Raw genomic sequence first — 17,934 nt, forward strand, 5'->3', positions numbered from 1 at the left:
GTGTCACACGGGCCTGCGTCACTAGGCTGGACCGCATGCTCTGGGTAGGACTCTCCGGCGGGATCGGGTCGGGCAAGTCGACGGTGTCCCGTCGGCTGGCGGAGCTGGGGGCGGTGGTCATCGACGCCGACGTCATCGCGCGGGAGGTCGTCGAGCCGGGTATGCCGTCGCTCGCCGCGATCGCGGAGCGTTTCGGTCCCGAGGTGCTGGGCAGCGAAGGGTATTTGGACCGGGCCGCGCTGGGGGCGATCGTCTTCGCCGATCCGCAGGCACGTCGCGACCTGGAGGCGATCACCCACCCGGCGATCGCCGAGCGCACCTGGGAGCTCGTCGCCGCGGCACCGGACGACGCGGTCGTCGTGCACGACATCCCGCTGCTGGTCGAGCTCGACCGTGCGGGGGACTACGCGCTGACGGTCATCGTCGACGTGCCGGCGGAGGTGCGCCTCGAGCGGCTGGTGCGCGACCGCGGCATGGACGAGGGTGAGGCCCGGCGGCGGATCGAGGCCCAGGCGGACGACGCCGCGCGTCACCGTGCCGCCGACGTGCTGCTCGACAACACGGGCACCGTCGAGGAGCTGCACGCGCGGGTGGACGAGATCTGGAGCGAGCGGCTGGTGCCCTTCGAGGAGAACCTGCGCCACGGCATACCCTCGCGCCGGCCTGAGCAACTCACGCTCGTCGACCCCGATCCCGGCTGGCCCGCCGAGGCCGGCCGCCTGCTCGCCCGGGTCCGGCATGCCCTCGGGGAGGCGGTGCTCCGCGCCGACCACGTCGGCAGCACGAGCATCGAGGGCCTGGTCGCCAAGGACGTCATCGACCTGCAGGTCATCGTGGAGGACACCGCGCTGCTGGACGACCCTGCGGTGGGGGAGCGGCTGGCCAGGGTCGGGCTGCTGGTGGTCGATCGCGACGGCGGGTGGTTCGACCATGCCCACGTCGACAATGCCCACGTCGGCCATGCCCACGTCGGCCATGCCCACGCAGACGCGACCCGGGAGACCTGGCCCAAGCGGATGGTGGCCACCGCGGACCCGGCCAGGGTGCTCCACTGCCACGTCCGTCCGGCCGAGTCACCCGCGTGGGAGCTGGCGCTGCAGTTCCGCGACTGGCTGCGGCAGGACCCGGCAGCGCGGCAGGACTACCGCGACCTCAAGCTCGGCCTCCAGGATCAGGGCCTCGGCTCCACCGACTACGCGGAGGCGAAGGAGCCATGGTTCGCGGCGGCCCTGCCCCGGGCCCGGGAGTGGGCCGAGGCCACCGGCTGGGAGCCTGACGGGCGGGCCGAGGGTCAGCCTGGCTGAGCGTCCTCGGGCTCCCCGCTGTCCCGTCTCGAAGGCCAGGAGCAGACGCAGACCTCGTTGCCCTCGGCGTCGGCGAGCACCCACCAGGCCGGGGCGAACTCGTCGGTGACCAGGCGCCCACCGGCCTCCAGGGCAGCGTCGACCCGGTCGCGGGAGATGTCGTGCGGCACCGTGATGTCCAGGTGGAAGCGGTTGCGCTCCGTCCTCGGCTCCTCCATCTGCTGGAACCACAGGGCCGCGTGGCGGGACGCCGGGTCGACCAGGCAGTCGGCCTCGTCCTCGGGCGACTCCGGCTCGAAGCCGAGGACCGCCCGCCAGAACGGGGCGACGGCAGAGGCGTCCATGACGTCGAGCCCGATCTCCAGGACGCTGATCTCGGCCGGGCGGGCCTCGACACCGAGCTCGCGCGCCGCGGCACTGATCCGCATCGCCAGCTCCCGGTCCCTGCCGGTGAGATGCCCGACGTCGTGGCTGACCGTCGTCACCGTCACGTGCGGGTAGCGCAGGTCGACGTCGGGGTGGTGGTCCAGCTCCTCGGCGGCCTCGGTGATGGCCGCCACGAGCCTGGCGCCCGTCGCGAAGTCACCGGTGTCGAAGCGGGTGCCGAGACGCCCCAGCACCACCCGCCAGTCGGCCAGCTCGGGGTCGTTGCTGGCGGCGTGCGGCGTCAGGCGGGTCTGGTCGCGGCCCATCAGGAGTCCTTGCCCTCCTCGGCCGGGGCCGAGAGCCCCAGGACCTCGGGCAGCGCCGAGGGCTCCTGGCCCAGCACGTGATCGGCCAGGAAGGACTCGACGACGGAGTACCAGACCTTGGCGTGCTGCGGGCTGAGGATCCAGTGGTTCTCCTGCGGGAAGTAGAGGAACCGATGGACCGTCGAGCCGTCCTCGGACTGGGGCAGGCCGGAGCGGGAGAGCAGTTCGTACCACAGCCGCAGGCCCTCGCCGATCGGCACGCGGTAGTCCTTGTCGCCGTGGATGACCAGCATCGGCGTGACGATGTCCTGGACGAAGCGGTGAGGGCTGTTGGCCTGGCTCATCTCCTCGGTCATCTCCCGCTGCCAGTAGAAGGCGGCGTCGGTGGTCGGCCCGAAGCCGTCCAACGCCCACAACGAGGCGTGCGTGACGATCGCCTTGAAGCGGTCGGTGTGGCCCGCGACCCAGTTGGCCATGTAGCCGCCGAAGGAGCCGCCCATCGCCGCGGTCCGGGTCTCATCGATGTCCTCGCGCGCCTCGGCCGCGTCGGTGATCGCCATCAGGTCGGTGTAGGGCGCCTCGCCCCAGGCGCCCCAGCCACGCTGGATGAAGTCCTGGCCGTAGCCGGTCGACAGCGCGGGATCGGGCAGCAGCACGGCATAGCCCTGGGCGACGAGCAGCCACGGGCACCAGCGCCAGGACCAGGCGTTCCAGGAGCCGAGCGGGCCGCCGTGGATCCACAGCAGCATGGGGTGCGGCTGGTCCTTCTTGGGGGTATGGGGCAGCGCCAGCCAGGCGCGCACGCGCGTCCCGTCCTCGGTCGTGGTCTCGATCTCCTCGAGCGTGCCCGGCAGCGTGGGACGCTCGACAGGACCGGGCAGCTCGGTGACCTCGCCGGTGGCCAGGTCGAGGCGGACCACCTCGGAGGGGAACTCGTAGGAGCTGCGCACGCCGTAGGCGGTGCGGCCGTCCGGGGCCAGGACGAGGTCGCTCCAGGCGGCGTCGTCGTGGGTGACCTGGGTGACCTCGCCGGAGGCGACGTCGATGCGGAAGACCGGGCGTCGGCCGTCGTCGTCGGCCAGGACGTAGACGCTCTTGCCGTCGGCGGTCCAGGCGACCGGCTGGGCCCATCGGTCCCAGTCGTGGGCCAGCGGGGTCAGCTCGCCGGTGCTGGTGTCGATGACGTGCAGCCGCGGGTGCGGTGCGCGGTCGGGGGCGCTGAGGTGGCTGACCACGACGACGGCACGGCTGCCGTCGGGGCTGATCGGGCCCGCGCCGACCTCCTGGCCCTCCAGGTCGGCCAGCGTGCTGACCGTGCCGGTGGTCACGTCGATGCGCACGACCTTCTCGCGCAGGTCGGCACGGCCCATGGGCACGGCGGCGGTCAGGAGCGCGAAGGTGCCGTCGTCGGCCAGCACCGGCTGGGGCTCGTGCAGGGGGGTGGGCAGCTCGCCGGTGAGCAGGCGCAGGCGCAGCTCGGGGGAGCGGTCGAGGGTGCCTGGGAGCGGGGCCTGGGCCTCGTCCTCGCCCTCGTCGGGGTCGGAGGCGGGGTCGGGGCCGCGCTCGACGGCGAAGACGTGCGGCACCTCGGGCCCGAGGTCGTGGTCCCAGTAACGGATCGGGTAGCCCGCGTGCAGGATCGCATCGACCCCGCCCTCCTTGCGGGCCTTGGCCAGGGCCGCGTGCTGCTCCTCGTCCTTCGCGCCCGGCAGCAGCCCGGCGGTGACCAGGACGCGATCGGCGTCCTTGGCGCTGACCACGCCCGCGATCCCGCCGGGCCGGTTCAGGACCATGCGGGCCTCGCCGCCACGCGCGGGGATGAGCCAGAGGGCGGAGCGGGGCTCCTCGTCGTCGCTGTCGGGGGAGGGCCTGGAGGAGGAGAAGTAGAGGTCGCCGTTGGCGGCGAACGCGGCCCCGGCCTCGCCCTTGGTGCTGCGCGTGATGCGGTGGGCCGGGCTCTGGCCGGTCGGGTCGATCTCCCACAGAGCCGAGGCGTAGCCGGTGCCCTTGCGGTTGAGGGTCGCCACGGTGGTCACCAGGCGATCGCCGTCGGGGGACAGGGCCAGCCCGGAGATCCGGGGGATGGCGACGTAGTGGGACAGGTCGTGGAACGGCGAGGCCGGTGTGGTCATGTGTCCTGTTCTAACACCTCCCGCCCACAGAGGCCCCCGGAGAAGCGGGGCTGGAGAGGGCGAGGAGAAGGCGAGGAGAACCGCATACCCCGGAATCTGGAGCGTGTCCTGCGCGTTGGACCCCTCGAAGACCGAGAGGAGACCACCTGTGACGAGGCACTCGCCACTGTTCCGCCTGGAGACCGACGCCGAGCGGCAGCCCAAGCCTGCCGCCGTGCTGCTCGTGTCCCTGGAGGGTTTCCTCGACGCCGGCCAGGTGCGCAGCACCGTGGCCGAGCACCTGCTGGACACCCTCGAGCACGAGGTCGTGGCCAGCTTCGAGGTCGACGAGCTGATCGACTACCGGTCGCGGCGTCCGCTGATGACCTTCGACTCCGACCACTACGCGTCCTACGACGACCCCGCGCTGATCCTCTACCGGATGATCGACGCCGCGGGCGAGCCCTTCCTGCTCCTGCACGGCGCGGAGCCGGACTTCCGGTGGGAGGCCTTCATCGAGGCCGTCCGGCAGTTGGGGCTCGCCTTCGGGGTGCGCACGATGGTCAGCGCCCACGGCATCCCCATGGCCGTCCCGCACACCCGCCCGGTGGGGACGACCCGGTTCGCCAGCGACCCGTCGAGGCTGGAGGGCCACAAGCCGCTCTTCGGCCAGGTCAAGGTGCCCGGCAGCGCCGACGCGCTGATGCACCTGCGCCTCGGTGAGGCCGGCCTGTCGACCTTCGGCGTGGCCGTGCACGTGCCGCACTACCTGGCCGAGACGCAGTTCGGCGACGCCGCCGTGGCCGCGCTGGACGCGGTCATGGAGCTCGGCGGGCTCGTCCTGCCGACCACAGGCCTGGTCGAGCTGGCCGCGCTGACGCGCGGTCGGATCGAGGAGGAGCTGGCCAACAACGACGAGGCCCGGGAGATCGTCCAGGGGCTCGAGGAGCGCTACGACCACTTCGTCGAGGGCCAGCGCCGGCGCAGCCTGCTGGCCGAGAAGGAGGCCGAGCTGCCCAGCGCCGAGGAGATCGGCGCCCAGCTCGAGGCCTTCCTGAGGTCGGCCGACGGCGACGAGGACGAACGGCAGGACGACCGCGACGACCCGCACGACGACCGCGACGACGCAGCCCCCGGGGAGAGCTCTCCCGGAGACATTCCGCCCGGCGACGAGCCGTCGCGCTGACCAGGACACGTCCCCGCCGCCGTGCGAGGATGACGCAGCAGGACCTTTCCACCCATCCCTCCAGGAGGACACCCGTGGGTCTTTTCGACTCCAAGGACGACCGCCCGGTCGCCCAGCAGGCACCCGCGAACGCCGCAGAGACCGAGCCGGACGGCCCGCTCGACAAGCTCGCCAAGGGCTTCGTCGGCAAGATCGTCGACCTCGGCATCGACGGGGTCGGACCGCTCGGCTCATCCTCCCAGGTGGTGGCCAAGGCCCGTCGCAAGCACGGCAACAACGTCGAGAAGGCGGTCAACGAGATCGTCACCGACCACGTCAAGATGGCCGGCGTCGGTGGCTTCGTCACCGGCTTCGGCGGCCTGGTGACCATGCCGGTGTCGCTGCCGGCCAACGTGCTCGAGTTCTACACCCTCGCCACCCGCATGGTCGCCGGGATCGCCGAGACCCGCGGCTACGACGTGAGCACCGAGGGCGCCCGCGCCGCGATCCTGCTCAGCCTGGTCGGGGCCGACGCGGACGACCTTATCCAGAAGGCCGGCCTCGGGGCCGCGAGCGCGATGACCGGCTCCGGTCGACTGGCGCGGATGGCCATGTCCCGGATGCCCAAGGCCGCCGGGATGATGATCAACAAGGCCGTCGGCTTCCGCCTGCTGACCTCGGTCGGCGGCAAGGCCCTGAGCCGGTTCATCCGCTTCGTCCCCGTCGCCGGCGGCGTCGTGGGTGCCGGTCTGGACGGACTCCTGATGAAGCGCATCGCCGACCACGCCAAGCGTGAGTTCCCCCTGCGGGAGACCGCAGAGCCGGTGCTCGGCGACCTCGCCGACACCAGCGCCTGACCGAGTTATCCACAGGTTTTCGCGAACCGGCCCGCACGTGCGGGCCGGTTCGCGGCACTGTGGGGGCATGACGAAACACCAGACGTCCACGCCCGCGCTCCGGGGGGCTGCGCACCTTCTCACCAGCGTGCCCTATCTCCTGGGCTACACCCCCGAGAGCTCCATCGTCCTCATCGCCGGACGCCTCCCACGACGGGGCCGGTCGGGCTCCGCGGTGGAGGTGACGCTCCGGGTCGACCTCCCGTCCTCACCCGAGACCGTGGCGCCGATGGTCGCTCAGATCGTCGAGCCGATGGCGCAGCTGGTCCGGCGCGACCACGCTGACGGGTTCAGCCTCGACCACTCCGGCATGGAGCGCTGGCTCGGCGGGCAGACACGACCGGCGTTGCTGGCGCACGTCTTCCTCTACGACGCGGACGACGACCTGGCCGCCGAGATCCTGCGGCAGTGCCGCTCCATCCTTCCCACGGTGGGGGTCGCCGCCCACGAGGTGCACGTCGTGCGTGGCGGCACCCACCTGCCTCTCATCACGGCCGGCGAGGTCTGTCCCGTCGTGGGGGAGGACGGCGACGTCGAGCACGCGCCGGGTGACTGGCGAGATCTGCCCAGCCCCGAAGACGTCCCCGCCATCGCTGACTGGGTGCTCAAGGGCCGCAATCCCGGACGCCGGCGAGGGGATGTCGTCGACCTGGTGCGCCGCCGGGACGAGCGGGCGGCCGGGGTGACGCAGCTCGCCGAGGACATCCTGGCCCTGGACATGTCGCGGCTCGACGAGGAGGCGGCGCTGGCCGCGCTGGGGAGATGGGTGACCCAGGGCGAGGCGCCCAGTCCCAAGGTGCGGGCCGCCATCGGGGTGACCTTGACCGACCGGGCCACCCGCGACCTCGTCCTCTCGCGCTGGGTGCCTGAGCTCTTCCCGCCACGACAGATGGCGCTGCGGGCCGGCGATGAGGCCCTGCAGGATGCCGTGCCTGCCCTGGTGCCCGGCAGCGAGGAGCAGGCGGTCACCAGGCTGGTCGAGCTGTCGTCCATGCTCCCGGAGGGACGCACCGCGTCGTTGCTGACGATCGCCGGCTGCGTGGCCTGGTGGAACGGCCAGGGAACCCTCGCCAACGAGACGATCGCGCTCGCGCTGGAGCGGGAGCCGGGCTACGCCCTGGCGATGCTCTTCGATGTCGCGTTGTCCAAGGGCGTGAACCCGCGGGTGATGGCAGCCGCGGCGCGCGCGGCCTGAGGGAGAGGGGCCGGCGATGCGGGTGGAGCCGGACGACAGCGAGGGGCCGGAGCGGTGTAATCTGCGCAGGCAGGAGCACCACAAGAGGAGAGGCCCCCATGTCTGTCATCGTCGGCTACATTCCCACCCGCGAAGGCCGCGCCGCCCTGCGCCAGGCCAGCGAAGAGGCCAAGCTGCGCAACGTCAAGCTGATCGTCGTCAACTCCCACCGTGGTGGTCGGGACTTCGACGCGAGCGAGGCCCAGCGCTTCGAGGAGGAGCTGGCCAAGGTCCAGGCCGACCTCGACGCCGCCGGTGTCGAGCACGAGGTCCGCGCCCTGGTGCGCGGCAACGAGCCCGCCGAGGACCTGGTCGGTGTCGCGGAGGAGAGCGACGCCTCGTGCATCGTCATCGGGCTGCGCCGCCGCTCGCCGATCGGCAAGCTGATCCTGGGCTCCAACGCCCAGCGCATCCTGCTCGAGGCGTCCTGCCCCGTCCTCGCCGTCAAGGCAGGCGAGAACGACTGATCCGGACCCGCCCGGCGGGCCGCCACGAGGCGGTCTGCCGGGCCTCGGCATATCTCGGGCAGCTCCGGCGTTTTATAATGGAACGAGATCGCCTGCGGCAGCCGCAGGACGCGCACGACTTCCACGACACCTAGGCCGACGCTCCTCCTTGCCCGGGGCCCTTCCCGAGGCGCTGCACGCACAGCCAGAAAAGAGTTGGTTCTCCCCGTGACTGCCAAGACCTCCAGCACCACCCCGCCCGCGACCGAACTACCCCCGGCGTTCGAGCACGAGGTGCTCAAGAAGCTCCTGGCGCAGGGGACCTCCGAGGGGCACGTCGCGCTCTCCCAGGTGCGCGAGGCGTTGGAGGCCGCCGAGGTGAGCACTCCCGCCGCGCAGAAGAAGGTGCTGCGCGTCTTCAGCGACCAGGCGATCGAGATCCGCGACGATGGCACCTCGGCCGCGACCCCCGCCCGTCGCACCCGTAAGACGGCCGCCTCGAAGACCGCCGCGTCCAAGACCGCCGCCTCCAAGACCGCTGCGACCAAGACGGCCGCGCCCAAGACGGCCGCGTCCAAGACCGCCGCGACGAAGGCCGCCACCACCAAGACGGCGGCGTCCAAGACGGCCGCGAGCAAGACCGCCACGAAGGCTGCTGCGACGAAGACGGCCGCCTCGAAGACGGCCGCCTCGAAGACCACCGCGAGCAAGACCACCGCGACGAAGAAGGCCGCCGCCACGAAGACGGCTGCCAGCAAGACGGCTGCCACGAAGACGGCAGCCACCAAGACGGCCGCCGCGAAGACCGCCACCACCAAGACGGCCGCGAAGAAGGCCGGCACCACCCGGGCCGCCGCGTCCGCAGCCGCGGGGGAGACGGCTGCACCGGCGCGCAAGCGGGCCTCGCGGTCCACCGCCAAGAAGACCGCCGCCAAGGGCGCGACCTCCACCACCGCGGAGGTCGAGGAGACCGAGGATCCTGACGTCGAGGTCGACCCGGACGAGGCCGACCTCAAGGACGACGTCGACGCGGAGGTCGAGGTCGACGACAAGGACACCGAGAAGGACACCGAGAAGGACACGGAGAAGGACGCCGAGAAGGACACCGGCAAGGACTCCGACGCCGATGAGGACGACGAGGACAAGGACGTCGACGGCAAGGGGAAGGCCGACGGCGCCAAGTCCGACGACGACAGCTTCGTCCTGTCCACCGCCGACGACGACGACGCGCCTGCCCAGCAGGTCGTGACCGCCGGCGCGACGGCCGACCCGGTCAAGGACTACCTGAAGCAGATCGGCAAGGTCGCCCTCCTCAACGCCGAGCAGGAGGTCGAGCTGGCCAAGCGCATCGAGGCCGGTCTCTTCGCAGAGGAGAAGCTCAACTCCGGCGAGAAGATCGAGGCCAAGCTCAAGCGAGAGTTGTGGTGGATCGCCAACGACGGCAAGAACGCCAAGAACCACCTGCTTGAGGCCAACCTGCGACTCGTGGTCTCGCTGGCCAAGCGCTACACCGGCCGCGGCATGCTCTTCCTGGACCTCATCCAGGAGGGCAACCTGGGTCTGATCCGTGCGGTCGAGAAGTTCGACTACACCAAGGGTTACAAGTTCTCGACCTACGCCACCTGGTGGATCCGGCAGGCGATCACCCGCGCGATGGCTGACCAGGCCCGCACCATCCGTATCCCGGTGCACATGGTCGAGGTCATCAACAAGCTCGCCCGCGTCCAGCGCCAGATGCTGCAGGACCTGGGCCGTGAGCCCACCCCGGAGGAGCTGGCCGCCGAGCTGGACATGACGCCGGAGAAGGTCGTCGAGGTCCAGAAGTACGGCCGCGAGCCCATCTCGCTGCACACCCCGCTGGGTGAGGACGGCGACAGCGAGTTCGGCGACCTCATCGAGGACTCCGAGGCGGTCGTCCCGGCCGACGCGGTCTCCTTCACCCTCCTGCAGGAGCAGCTGCACTCGGTGCTCGACACGCTCTCCGAGCGCGAGGCGGGCGTCGTCTCCATGCGCTTCGGCCTCTCCGACGGCCAGCCCAAGACGCTGGACGAGATCGGCAAGGTCTACGGGGTCACCCGCGAGCGGATCCGCCAGATCGAGTCCAAGACGATGAGCAAGCTGCGTCACCCCTCGCGCTCGCAGGTCCTTCGCGACTACCTCGACTGAGGGCTGGTATGCTGTCACCCACCCCTGCGGACGCGTTCCCCGGAGAGGTGGTGCGGCTGGGTCCGCAGGACTGGCAGGACTATCGCGAGCTGCGGCTCGAGATGCTGCTCGACGCGCCGGAGGCCTTCTGGACCGAGCACGCCGACGTGGTGGGCCGGTCCGAGGAGGAGTGGCGCCGTAGCGCCCACCCCGGCACCTTCCACGCCCGGGTCGGTGGTCGACCCGTCGGCACCTGGACCATGGTGCCTCCTGGGCCGCAGGACGAGGGGCTGCTCCCTGACGACCTGCTCGTGGTGGCTGTCTACGTCCGGCCGCAGTGGCGGTCACGGGGCGTGCTGGACGCGCTCGCCGCGGCCGCCCTGCCGGTCGCGCGTGAGCAGGGCGCGAAGCGATGGGTCCTGCAGGCCCTGGAGACCAACGTCCGAGCCATCGCCGCCTACCGGCGGCTCGGCTTCGAGCTGACCGGCCGGCGGCTCGTGCACCCGACGCGGGGGTCGACGGACCTGGAGATGGAGCTGCCGCTGTCTACCGGCGGAAGTCGCCGTTGAACCACGCCCGGATGCCGTCCATCCCGCTGCGGGGCAGCAGAAGGGCGTTGAGCCGGACGTTCCACGGCGTGTCCCTGCGCACGTCCTCGACCACCGCCTGCACGTCCTCCCTCATCCGTTCGGCGTCCTTGGCCGCCGTGGCCGCCGGGGGAGCGTAGCGGCTGCGCTCCAGGGTCGCGGTGACCCGGCCGAGCGCCTCGGTGCTGCGCCGGTTCAGCACCGTCTCACCCTCGTAGTGCCGCGCCATGTCGCGGGGGCTGCGGGCCGGCGGAGGCTCGACGCCGAGGTCCTGCAACGAGCGGGTCAGCAGGGTCCACTGACCCTCGACCTCGTCGCCCACGTCCTCGGCGGACCGCAGACCGGCCTCCCGGTAGCGACGGCCCACGAACGGGACGACCGCCATCAGCAGAGCCAGGACGAGCACGCCCAGCAGGATCCGACCCAGCCACGGCAGGATCTCGCCGAGGCGGTCCAGCCAGGTCGGCTCGACCGGGGTGGGGGGCGGCGTCGGGTTGACGCTCGGGGTGATGGTGCGGGTGGTGGTCGTGGTCGTCTCGGTCTCGGCCGCTCCCTCGGCAGGGGTCCGGGCGTAGGCGGGCGGGGGGCCGGCGTGGACCCGGGGCGTGGGCTCGAAGCGCGTCCACCCCATACCCTCGATCCATAGCTCGGGCCAGGTGTGCGCGTTGGCGGCCACGACCTTGCGGCTGCCGTCGGTCTGCACCTCGCCGGGCAGGAAGCCCACGGCCATCCGGGCCGGGATGCCCTCGTGGCGGGCCATCATCACCATCGTCGTGGCGTACTGCACGCAGTAGCCGATCTTGGTGTCCAGGAAGCCGCCGATCGGGTCGGTGGCATCCTCGCGGGCAGCGGGGTCCAGCTCGAGGGAGTAGGTGTAGCCCTCGGTGCGGAAGTGGTTCTGGATCGCGATGGCCTTGGCCAGGTCGTTGGTCTCATCGCCGACGATCTCCTCGGTCAGGTCATCGATCGAGGCGGTGGTGGTGTCGTCGACCTCCAGCACCTCCTCCGGGAAGGCGCTGCGGTCCTCCAGCGGGGCACCGGTGCCCTCGGGCAGCTCGGTGCCGCCGGGCAGGGCCAGCCAGGTCGCCTCGTAGCGCGGGGCGGCACGGTCGAGGAGCACCGTGGCGTCCGTGGGGTCGTAGCGGAAGGTCTCGCCGTTGCCGGTGCGCACGCTGGCCAGCGGTGAGGGCGCCGCGAGGTGCGGGGCCGGCAGGGCGTTGCCCAGCACGGTCAGGGTCTGCTCCTCGGTGGGCACCTCGGGGGAGAGGCCCTCCGGGGCGGGGATCTGCTCGCCGACGGGCATGATCGGACCCTCGTCGCGGTCCGGGGCGACCCAGCGGCCGTCCTCCCACTTCTCGGTGGACGTCACGCGCAGCGGCTCGAGCCGCGGAGCAGTGGTCCGGTAGGTCAGGACCGGCTCCTGGGACTGGTTGCGCAGGTCCTGCGTCGGGTCCATCGTCTCGGTGAAGGAGACCTCGCCGGTGCCGCCCTGCACCTCGCGGGCGTCCGGGTTGCGCGCCAGGCCCTCGCCGAAGAAGGTCGGCGGCAGGTGCGGGATGGCGGCCGCGCCGGCGACCGCGGCCACGAGGGCGCCGATGCCGAGCACCTGCGCCAGGCCCTTGTGGCGCGGGATGCCCGAGGACACGTCGTCGCTGCCGACCGACTCGCGGCGGGAGTCCGAGGGCCAGGCGGTCACCACGCGGTGGCCCTGCTGGGCGAGCATGACCAGCCACAGGGCGGCGACGGCGGCGAAGTACCACGGCTCCATGGCCTGGCCCGAGTTGGAGACCGAGACGAGGAAGCCGGCGGCCAGGGGGATGCCCGCGCTGGCCGGCGCCCGTCCCGTGACTCCCATGGAGTCCACCGAGATCGAGGTCAGGGTGAGCACCGCGACGACGAGGAAGGCGACCCCCTCGGTGGTCGGTGCGGGGGCGGCATAGGTCTGCAGCACCACACCTGCCTCGCGCAGGAGTTCGCCCGCGAGGGGCAGGGTCTCCGAGGTCGGCAGGAAACCCCTCCACAGCGAGTCGCGCAGGTAGAGCTGCATCAGGCCGGCGAGGCCCAGCGCGAGCTGGCCCAGCGAGACCACGCTCGGGGGCGCGTCGATGGTCCGCAGGACCGCCCCGGTGAGCGCCACCAGGCCCACCATGAGCACGGCCGGCACCAGCCAGGTGTCCTCCCGGAGCAGCTGGGTCAGCGGCCAGGCGACGGCGAGGGTGGCCAGGGCCGCCACGAGCCCCTCGGCCCACATGCCGCGGTGGAAGGCCTGGTTGAAGGCTTGGTTGTCGAGGGCGCTCATCGCATGCTCCCCACGGACGTCGGGCTGATCGCGGCCCAGGCCTGGGCGACCTCGGTGTGCGGTCCTACCACCACGGTGCGCCAGCCGGCGTCGGCCAGCGTGCTGGTGGGGGAGGAGGCGCCGTCCCCCGTCTCACCGCGCGAGCCGCCGAACTTCTCGGGGTCGATGACGAAGGCGAGGGCACGGGAGCCGGGCTGGCGGATGGCGGCCAGCGTGCGCAGCGACTCCTCGTCGCTGGCGACCACCGCGGCGACGACCAGGGCGCCGCCGGCGGTGAAGGAGGAGGCGGCCGCCGTCAAGCGGTCGAGGCGGGAGTCCTGCTCGGGCTGCACCCGCGCCAGCGAGCTGAGTGTCTCGTCCAGCTCGATCGGGTCGTCGGCGGTGCCGTCGCGCAGGGCGTCGTCGGTGAGCAGGTGGACCACGAAGCCGTTGGCGACGAGGTGGCGGGCGACCGAGGCCAGCGCGGAGACAGACCACTCGTAGGAGCTCCGCACCCCGCTGCCCGGGTGGGCCTGGGAGCGGGAGTCGAGCAGGAGGAGGGCGCGCCGACGGGCGGGACGGTCCTCCTGCCGCACCATGAGCTCGCCGCGGTGGGCGGTCGCCGGCCAGTGCACCCGGCGCAGCTCGTCACCCTCGCGCCAGTTGCGGATGCTGACGTCGTCCTCACCGTGGAGCGCCACCATCTGCGGCATCTCGCCCTCGCTGCCGCGGGAGGTGCCTCGCACCCGACCGTCGCCGAGGGAGTGCAGGCGCGGGAGCACCAGCACCTCGGAGGTGGCGGACAGCTGGAGGGTGAGGAAGGTGAGCCCGAAGGGATCGCGCTGGCGCAGCATGATCGGGCCCAGGGTGTAGGCCCCGCGGTGGCGGCTGCGGATCGTGTAGGTCAGCCGCCGCTCCTCGCCCGGCGTCATCCGCGGCAGCACGAAGCGGGGCCGGTCGCCCAGCTGGTAGTGGAGGTGCTCCTCGGCCAGGTAGACCGGGGTGCGCCTGCGGCCGACGTTGGTGAAGCGGACCTCGACGACCCCTCGCTCGTCCGGGGTCAGACGGGGTGGGTCGATGCGTCGCAGCACCCGGATCCGGGGCGTGCGCCTGGGCATCAGGAGCAGCGCCAGCACGGGCAGGGCCACCAGGACCAGGCCGACCCGCGTGACGTCCGGATAGCCCAGGAGCACTCCCGCAGCAGCCACGACCGCACCCAGGGCGAGGAACAACTTGCCCCGGGTGGTCAGCCGGCCGAAAGGAGAGCGCATCAGGTCGTCGGCATCAGGTCGTCGGCTCAGCGGGCGGAGCGTCCGGAGGGGACCGGCGTCTTGCCCATGAGGTCGCGGACCAGGTCGGCCGGGCTGTGCCGGGCCAGCGAGGCCTCGCCGCTGGGCAGGACGCGGTGGGCCAGCACCGGGACCGCCATGGTCTGCACGTCCTCGGGGAGCACGTGGTCGCGGCCGGTGAGCGCGGCGTGGGCGCGGGCGGCACGCAGCAGCTGCAGGCCGGCCCGCGGGGAGGCGCCGAGGCGCAGCAGGCGGTGCTGACGGGAGGCGCCGACGACGTCGACGACGTACTGGCGCAGCACGTCGGCGGTGTGCAGGTTACGGATCGACTCGATCGCGCGCTGCACGTCCTCGGCGGTCGCGACCGGCTGGAGGGAGTCCAGCGGGTTCACCGCGCCGTGCGAGGCCAGCATGGCCATCTCGGAGGAGACCGACGGATAGCCCATCGACAGGCGCGCCATGAACCGGTCGCGCTGCGCCTCCGGCAGCGGGTAGGTGCCCTCCATCTCGATCGGGTTCTGGGTGGCCATCACCAGGAAGGGGCGCGGCAGCTCGTAGGTCGTGCCGTCGACCGTGACCTGCCGCTCCTCCATCGCCTCCAGCAGCGCCGACTGCGTCTTGGGGGAGGCGCGGTTGATCTCGTCGCCCACCACGACGTTGGCGAAGACCGAGCCCTTGCGGAACTCGAAGTCGCGGGTCTCCTGGTTGAAGACGCTCACGCCGGTGATGTCGCTGGGCAGCAGGTCGGGTGTGAACTGGACGCGGGAGACCCGGCAGTCGATGGCCCGGGCGAGAGCCTTGGCCAGCATGGTCTTGCCGACCCCCGGAACGTCCTCGACGAGCAGGTGACCCTCGGCCAGCAGGACGGTGACCGCGGTCGCGACCACGTCGTCCTTGCCCTCGATGACGGTGGTGATCGCGCGCTGGATCGCGACGGCGACGGACTGCACCGAGTCGAGGTCGACCGCGTCGGGTGCGGGGGAGATCGCAGACATGTCCTCGATCTTGCCAAACCTGGGCCCGGATCGTGCATTCCGGCACCCGCAGCGCCCACTCCGGCGGACCCCGCCGCACTTCGCCCCACCTCCCTCCACGCCTGCGCTCCACCTCCCTCCACACCTCCGCCCACTTCGCTCCCCACCTCTGCTGGACTTCGCTCCATATCTCTGCTCCACCTCGCTCCACAGCTCACCGGGTGCCGGGAGGAAACTGCTCTGACCTGCGGGTATGCGGTCACGCCCCGCATCCTCGGCCGTCACCCCGGTCCGGGTGCGGGGTCCGGTGCCGGTGGGAAGGGTGGTCCTGGAGGCAGAATCTGCTCCACTTCGCTCCCTGGCCCCTGACCTGCAACGATGTTGAGAATCGCGAGGAAACATGCGGGATTTTGCTGCGGAGAGGGAGCAAAGTGGAGTAGAGTGGGGCGACCTGGAGACACAGACCCGTGAACCGAGCCGAGAGGGGGTGGTCCGAGTGCTCTTCCTCGGCACCCACACCCCCAAGCTCGACGACAAGGGGCGGATGTTCCTGCCGGCCAAGTTCCGCGCCCGCCTTGAGGACGGTCTGGTCATCACCCGCGGGCAGGAGCGGTGCCTGTACGTCTACCCCCGCGCGGAGTTCGAGCGGATCGCCACCGAGATGACGACCGGGACGACCACCACCTCCCGGGACGTCCGCGACTACCAGCGTGTCTTCCTCTCCGGGGCCTCGGACGAGCTTCCTGACAAGCAGGGTCGGGTCACCATCCCGCCGGTGCTGCGCGCCTACGCCGGACTCACCGGCGAGTGCACCGTCATCGGGGCGGGCAATCGCGTCGAGGTCTGGGACACCGGCGCGTGGACCGCATACCTGGACGTCGCCGAGCCCGCCTTCGCCGAGCGTTCGGAGGAGGTGGTGCCCGGACTGATCTGAGCCGGGAGCGCCACCGCGCGCCCGGGTCCTGGTCTCCCCCCGTCCGCCCAGACATGTTCCGACGCGACTTCCCCCGCGCCGGAGCCCGCGCACAGCCGGGACGACTTCCCCCGTCCCGGACCCGCAGGACGGACGGTGGGGGACCAGGATCCGGGGCCGAGGACCTCCGGCCGACCGACTCAGACCTCTCCGGGCCGCACGCCATGAAGCCGAGCGCACCTCCCACCGCCTCCCGGCACGTGCCGGTCATGCTCGACCGCTGCGTCGACCTCCTCGCCCCTGCGCTCCAGCGCGAGGGCGCCGTCTTCGTCGACGGGACCCTCGGCATGGGGGGTCACACCGAGGGCGTGCTGACCCGCTGCCCGCAGGCCCGCGCGATCGGCATCGACCGCGACCCGGAGGCGCTGGCGCTGGCCACCGAGCGGCTGGCCCCTTTCGGTGACCGCTTCACCGGCGTGCACGCCGTCAGCGACGACGTGCCGGCGGTGCTGGCGGACCTGGGCCTGGCGCGGGCCGACGCGATCCTCTTCGACCTGGGTGTCTCCTCCCTCCAGCTGGACGAGTCGGAGCGGGGCTTCGCCTACCGCACCGACGCGCCGCTGGACATGCGGATGGACCAGACGAGCGGGGTCACCGCCGCGGAGATCCTCAACACCTACGAGATGGGTGAGCTCGCGGACATCCTGCGGGAGTTCGGCGAGGAGAAGTTCGCCCGCCAGATCGCCCGCGCCGTCGTGCGTCGCCGGGAGACCGAGCCCTTCACCACCTCCGGCCCGCTCGTCGAGCTCCTCCACGACGTGGTGCCGGCGGCCAGCCAGCGCAGCGGCGGCCACCCCGCCAAGCGGACCTTCCAGGCCCTGCGGATCGAGGTCAACCGCGAGCTGAGCGTGTGGACCCAGGGTCTGGAGCGTGCCCTGTCGGCGCTGGCCGTGGGCGGCCGGATCGTCGTCCTGAGCTATCACTCGCTGGAGGACCGCATCACCAAGCGCGGGCTCGCCGCCGGCGCCACGAGCTCGGCCCCGCCGGACCTGCCCTTCGAGCTCCCCGAGCACGCGCCCTGGTTGCGTCTCCTCGTCCGGGGCGCCGAGCAGGCCGACGCGGCCGAGGTGGGCGCCAACCCGCGCTCGGCGTCGGTGCGGCTGCGCGCCGCCGAGCGCCTCCGTGCCACCCCCGACCAGGCGGAGATGGCCCCGAGCCACGCCGTCCTGAACGACAGCGTCCAGAACGACAGCGCCCAGAACGACAGCGTCCAGAACGACACCACCGACACCGACCCGAAGGTGCAGCCATGAGCCAGATGACCGCTTCCGTCCTGCTGGGTCGTGCAGGGGTCCGGCCCGCCCCGCGCGCCGCCCAACGCTCCGACCGTCGCACCCGGGTCCAGGACGCGGCGCCGGTCGCGGCGCACCCCGCCTTCCTGATCCTGTGCCTGCTGGTGGTCGTGGCGGCCTTCAGTGCCGTGCTCCTGCTCAACACCGCACGGGCCGAGGGGTCCTACACGATCTCCCGGCTCAACGCCCAGGTCACCGAGCTGCACGACACCAAGGTCACCCTGGAGACGCAGTTGGCCCAGCTGGAGTCCTCGGAGAACCTGGCCAAGGAGGCGAAGCGTCTCAAGATGGTGCCGAGCACCTCGACCGCGACGCTCCACCTGTCCGGCGGAGAGCTCACCGGCGTGGCATCCATGGTCGACGGCAACCGCACGATTACGGTTGATCTGCCCGCCACCGGTGTCCCCCTCCCGAAGGACGAGTGAGCGGTCGCACCAGCAGGACGTCAGGAGTCGGGACCTCCTCCGTCCGTAACCGCACTCGAGAACCACACTCGACGAACCGCACTCGGCACAGTGTTGACAGGGGTGAGAAGCACGTGGCAGCAG

15 protein-coding genes are annotated in these 17,934 nt (G+C 71.9%); 10 read left to right on the top strand and 5 right to left on the bottom strand.

Going from position 1 to position 17,934, the window contains the following annotated elements; all coding sequences use genetic code 11:
- Positions 1 to 35: 35 nt before the first annotated feature.
- Positions 36 to 1,304, top strand: coding sequence for a dephospho-CoA kinase (coaE, locus tag ACTMMA_RS07730; protein ID WP_441189540.1), 1,269 nt, complete (start codon positions 36 to 38; stop codon positions 1,302 to 1,304).
- Here coaE and ACTMMA_RS07735 read toward each other — a convergent pair.
- Both ACTMMA_RS07735 and ACTMMA_RS07740 read right to left on the bottom strand, forming a co-directional pair.
- Positions 1,292 to 1,996, bottom strand: a complete 705-nt coding sequence (locus tag ACTMMA_RS07735) for a 4a-hydroxytetrahydrobiopterin dehydratase (RefSeq protein WP_441189541.1) — start codon at positions 1,994 to 1,996, stop codon at positions 1,292 to 1,294. The two genes, coaE and ACTMMA_RS07735, sit on opposite strands and share 13 nt — an antisense overlap.
- Positions 1,996 to 4,128 (bottom strand): S9 family peptidase, encoded by a 2,133-nt coding sequence (locus ACTMMA_RS07740; protein WP_441189542.1) that lies wholly within the window; start codon positions 4,126 to 4,128, stop codon positions 1,996 to 1,998. Before ACTMMA_RS07740 ends, ACTMMA_RS07735 begins: the two co-directional genes overlap by 1 nt.
- Before the next feature lie 148 nt (positions 4,129 to 4,276).
- Between ACTMMA_RS07740 and ACTMMA_RS07745 the strand changes: the two genes are divergently transcribed.
- From ACTMMA_RS07745 to ACTMMA_RS07770, 6 genes are all read left to right on the top strand, one after another.
- On the top strand, positions 4,277 to 5,293 hold the full coding sequence (locus ACTMMA_RS07745; RefSeq protein WP_441189543.1) for a PAC2 family protein: 1,017 nt from the start codon (positions 4,277 to 4,279) through the stop codon (positions 5,291 to 5,293).
- 74 nt (positions 5,294 to 5,367) lie between these two features.
- Entirely contained in the window at positions 5,368 to 6,129 is a 762-nt protein-coding gene (locus ACTMMA_RS07750; RefSeq protein ID WP_441189544.1) for an EcsC family protein, read from the top strand.
- 67 nt (positions 6,130 to 6,196) lie between these two features.
- The gene (locus ACTMMA_RS07755; RefSeq protein ID WP_441189545.1) at positions 6,197 to 7,363 is read left to right on the top strand and encodes a DUF4192 family protein; all 1,167 of its coding nucleotides are present in this window, start codon (positions 6,197 to 6,199) and stop codon (positions 7,361 to 7,363) included.
- A 98-nt stretch (positions 7,364 to 7,461) separates the two neighbouring features.
- On the top strand, positions 7,462 to 7,869 hold the full coding sequence (locus ACTMMA_RS07760) for a universal stress protein (RefSeq protein ID WP_441189546.1): 408 nt from the start codon (positions 7,462 to 7,464) through the stop codon (positions 7,867 to 7,869).
- A gap of 207 nt (positions 7,870 to 8,076) precedes the next feature.
- Positions 8,077 to 10,014, top strand: coding sequence for an RNA polymerase sigma factor (locus ACTMMA_RS07765; RefSeq protein WP_441189547.1), 1,938 nt, complete (start codon positions 8,077 to 8,079; stop codon positions 10,012 to 10,014).
- An 8-nt stretch (positions 10,015 to 10,022) separates the two neighbouring features.
- Entirely contained in the window at positions 10,023 to 10,562 is a 540-nt protein-coding gene (locus tag ACTMMA_RS07770; RefSeq protein ID WP_441189548.1) for a GNAT family N-acetyltransferase, read from the top strand.
- Here the strand turns inward: ACTMMA_RS07770 and ACTMMA_RS07775 are convergent.
- The 3 genes from ACTMMA_RS07775 to ACTMMA_RS07785 are packed head-to-tail and all read right to left on the bottom strand — an operon-like array spanning position 10,540 to position 15,142.
- Positions 10,540 to 12,879 carry a transglutaminase TgpA family protein gene (locus ACTMMA_RS07775; RefSeq protein WP_441189549.1) on the bottom strand — a complete coding sequence of 780 codons (2,340 nt, stop codon included), beginning with the start codon at positions 12,877 to 12,879 and terminating at the stop codon, positions 10,540 to 10,542. The two genes, ACTMMA_RS07770 and ACTMMA_RS07775, sit on opposite strands and share 23 nt — an antisense overlap.
- On the bottom strand, positions 12,876 to 14,129 hold the full coding sequence (locus tag ACTMMA_RS07780) for a DUF58 domain-containing protein (RefSeq protein WP_441189550.1): 1,254 nt from the start codon (positions 14,127 to 14,129) through the stop codon (positions 12,876 to 12,878). The genes ACTMMA_RS07775 and ACTMMA_RS07780 overlap by 4 nt, the downstream gene beginning before the upstream one ends.
- Positions 14,130 to 14,155: 26 nt before the next feature.
- A complete protein-coding gene (locus ACTMMA_RS07785) occupies positions 14,156 to 15,142 on the bottom strand; it encodes an AAA family ATPase (protein WP_441189551.1) in 987 nt (328 codons plus the stop codon).
- Between the two features lie 475 nt (positions 15,143 to 15,617).
- On the opposite strand from ACTMMA_RS07785, the gene mraZ reads away from it, so the two are divergent.
- The 3 genes from mraZ to ftsL all read left to right on the top strand — a co-directional run bounded on the left by mraZ (position 15,618) and on the right by ftsL (position 17,811).
- Positions 15,618 to 16,055 (top strand): division/cell wall cluster transcriptional repressor MraZ, encoded by a 438-nt coding sequence (gene mraZ / locus ACTMMA_RS07790; RefSeq protein ID WP_441189666.1) that lies wholly within the window; start codon positions 15,618 to 15,620, stop codon positions 16,053 to 16,055.
- A gap of 203 nt (positions 16,056 to 16,258) precedes the next feature.
- Positions 16,259 to 17,347, top strand: coding sequence for a 16S rRNA (cytosine(1402)-N(4))-methyltransferase RsmH (rsmH, locus tag ACTMMA_RS07795; RefSeq protein WP_441189552.1), 1,089 nt, complete (start codon positions 16,259 to 16,261; stop codon positions 17,345 to 17,347).
- Positions 17,344 to 17,811: a cell division protein FtsL gene (gene ftsL / locus ACTMMA_RS07800; RefSeq protein WP_441189553.1), complete on the top strand. Its 468-nt coding sequence runs from the start codon at positions 17,344 to 17,346 to the stop codon at positions 17,809 to 17,811. The genes rsmH and ftsL overlap by 4 nt, the downstream gene beginning before the upstream one ends.
- Positions 17,812 to 17,934 lie beyond the last annotated feature (123 nt).

Source organism: Ornithinimicrobium panacihumi (genome assembly GCF_052073805.1).
Lineage (GTDB): Bacteria > Actinomycetota > Actinomycetes > Actinomycetales > Dermatophilaceae > Ornithinicoccus > Ornithinicoccus panacihumi.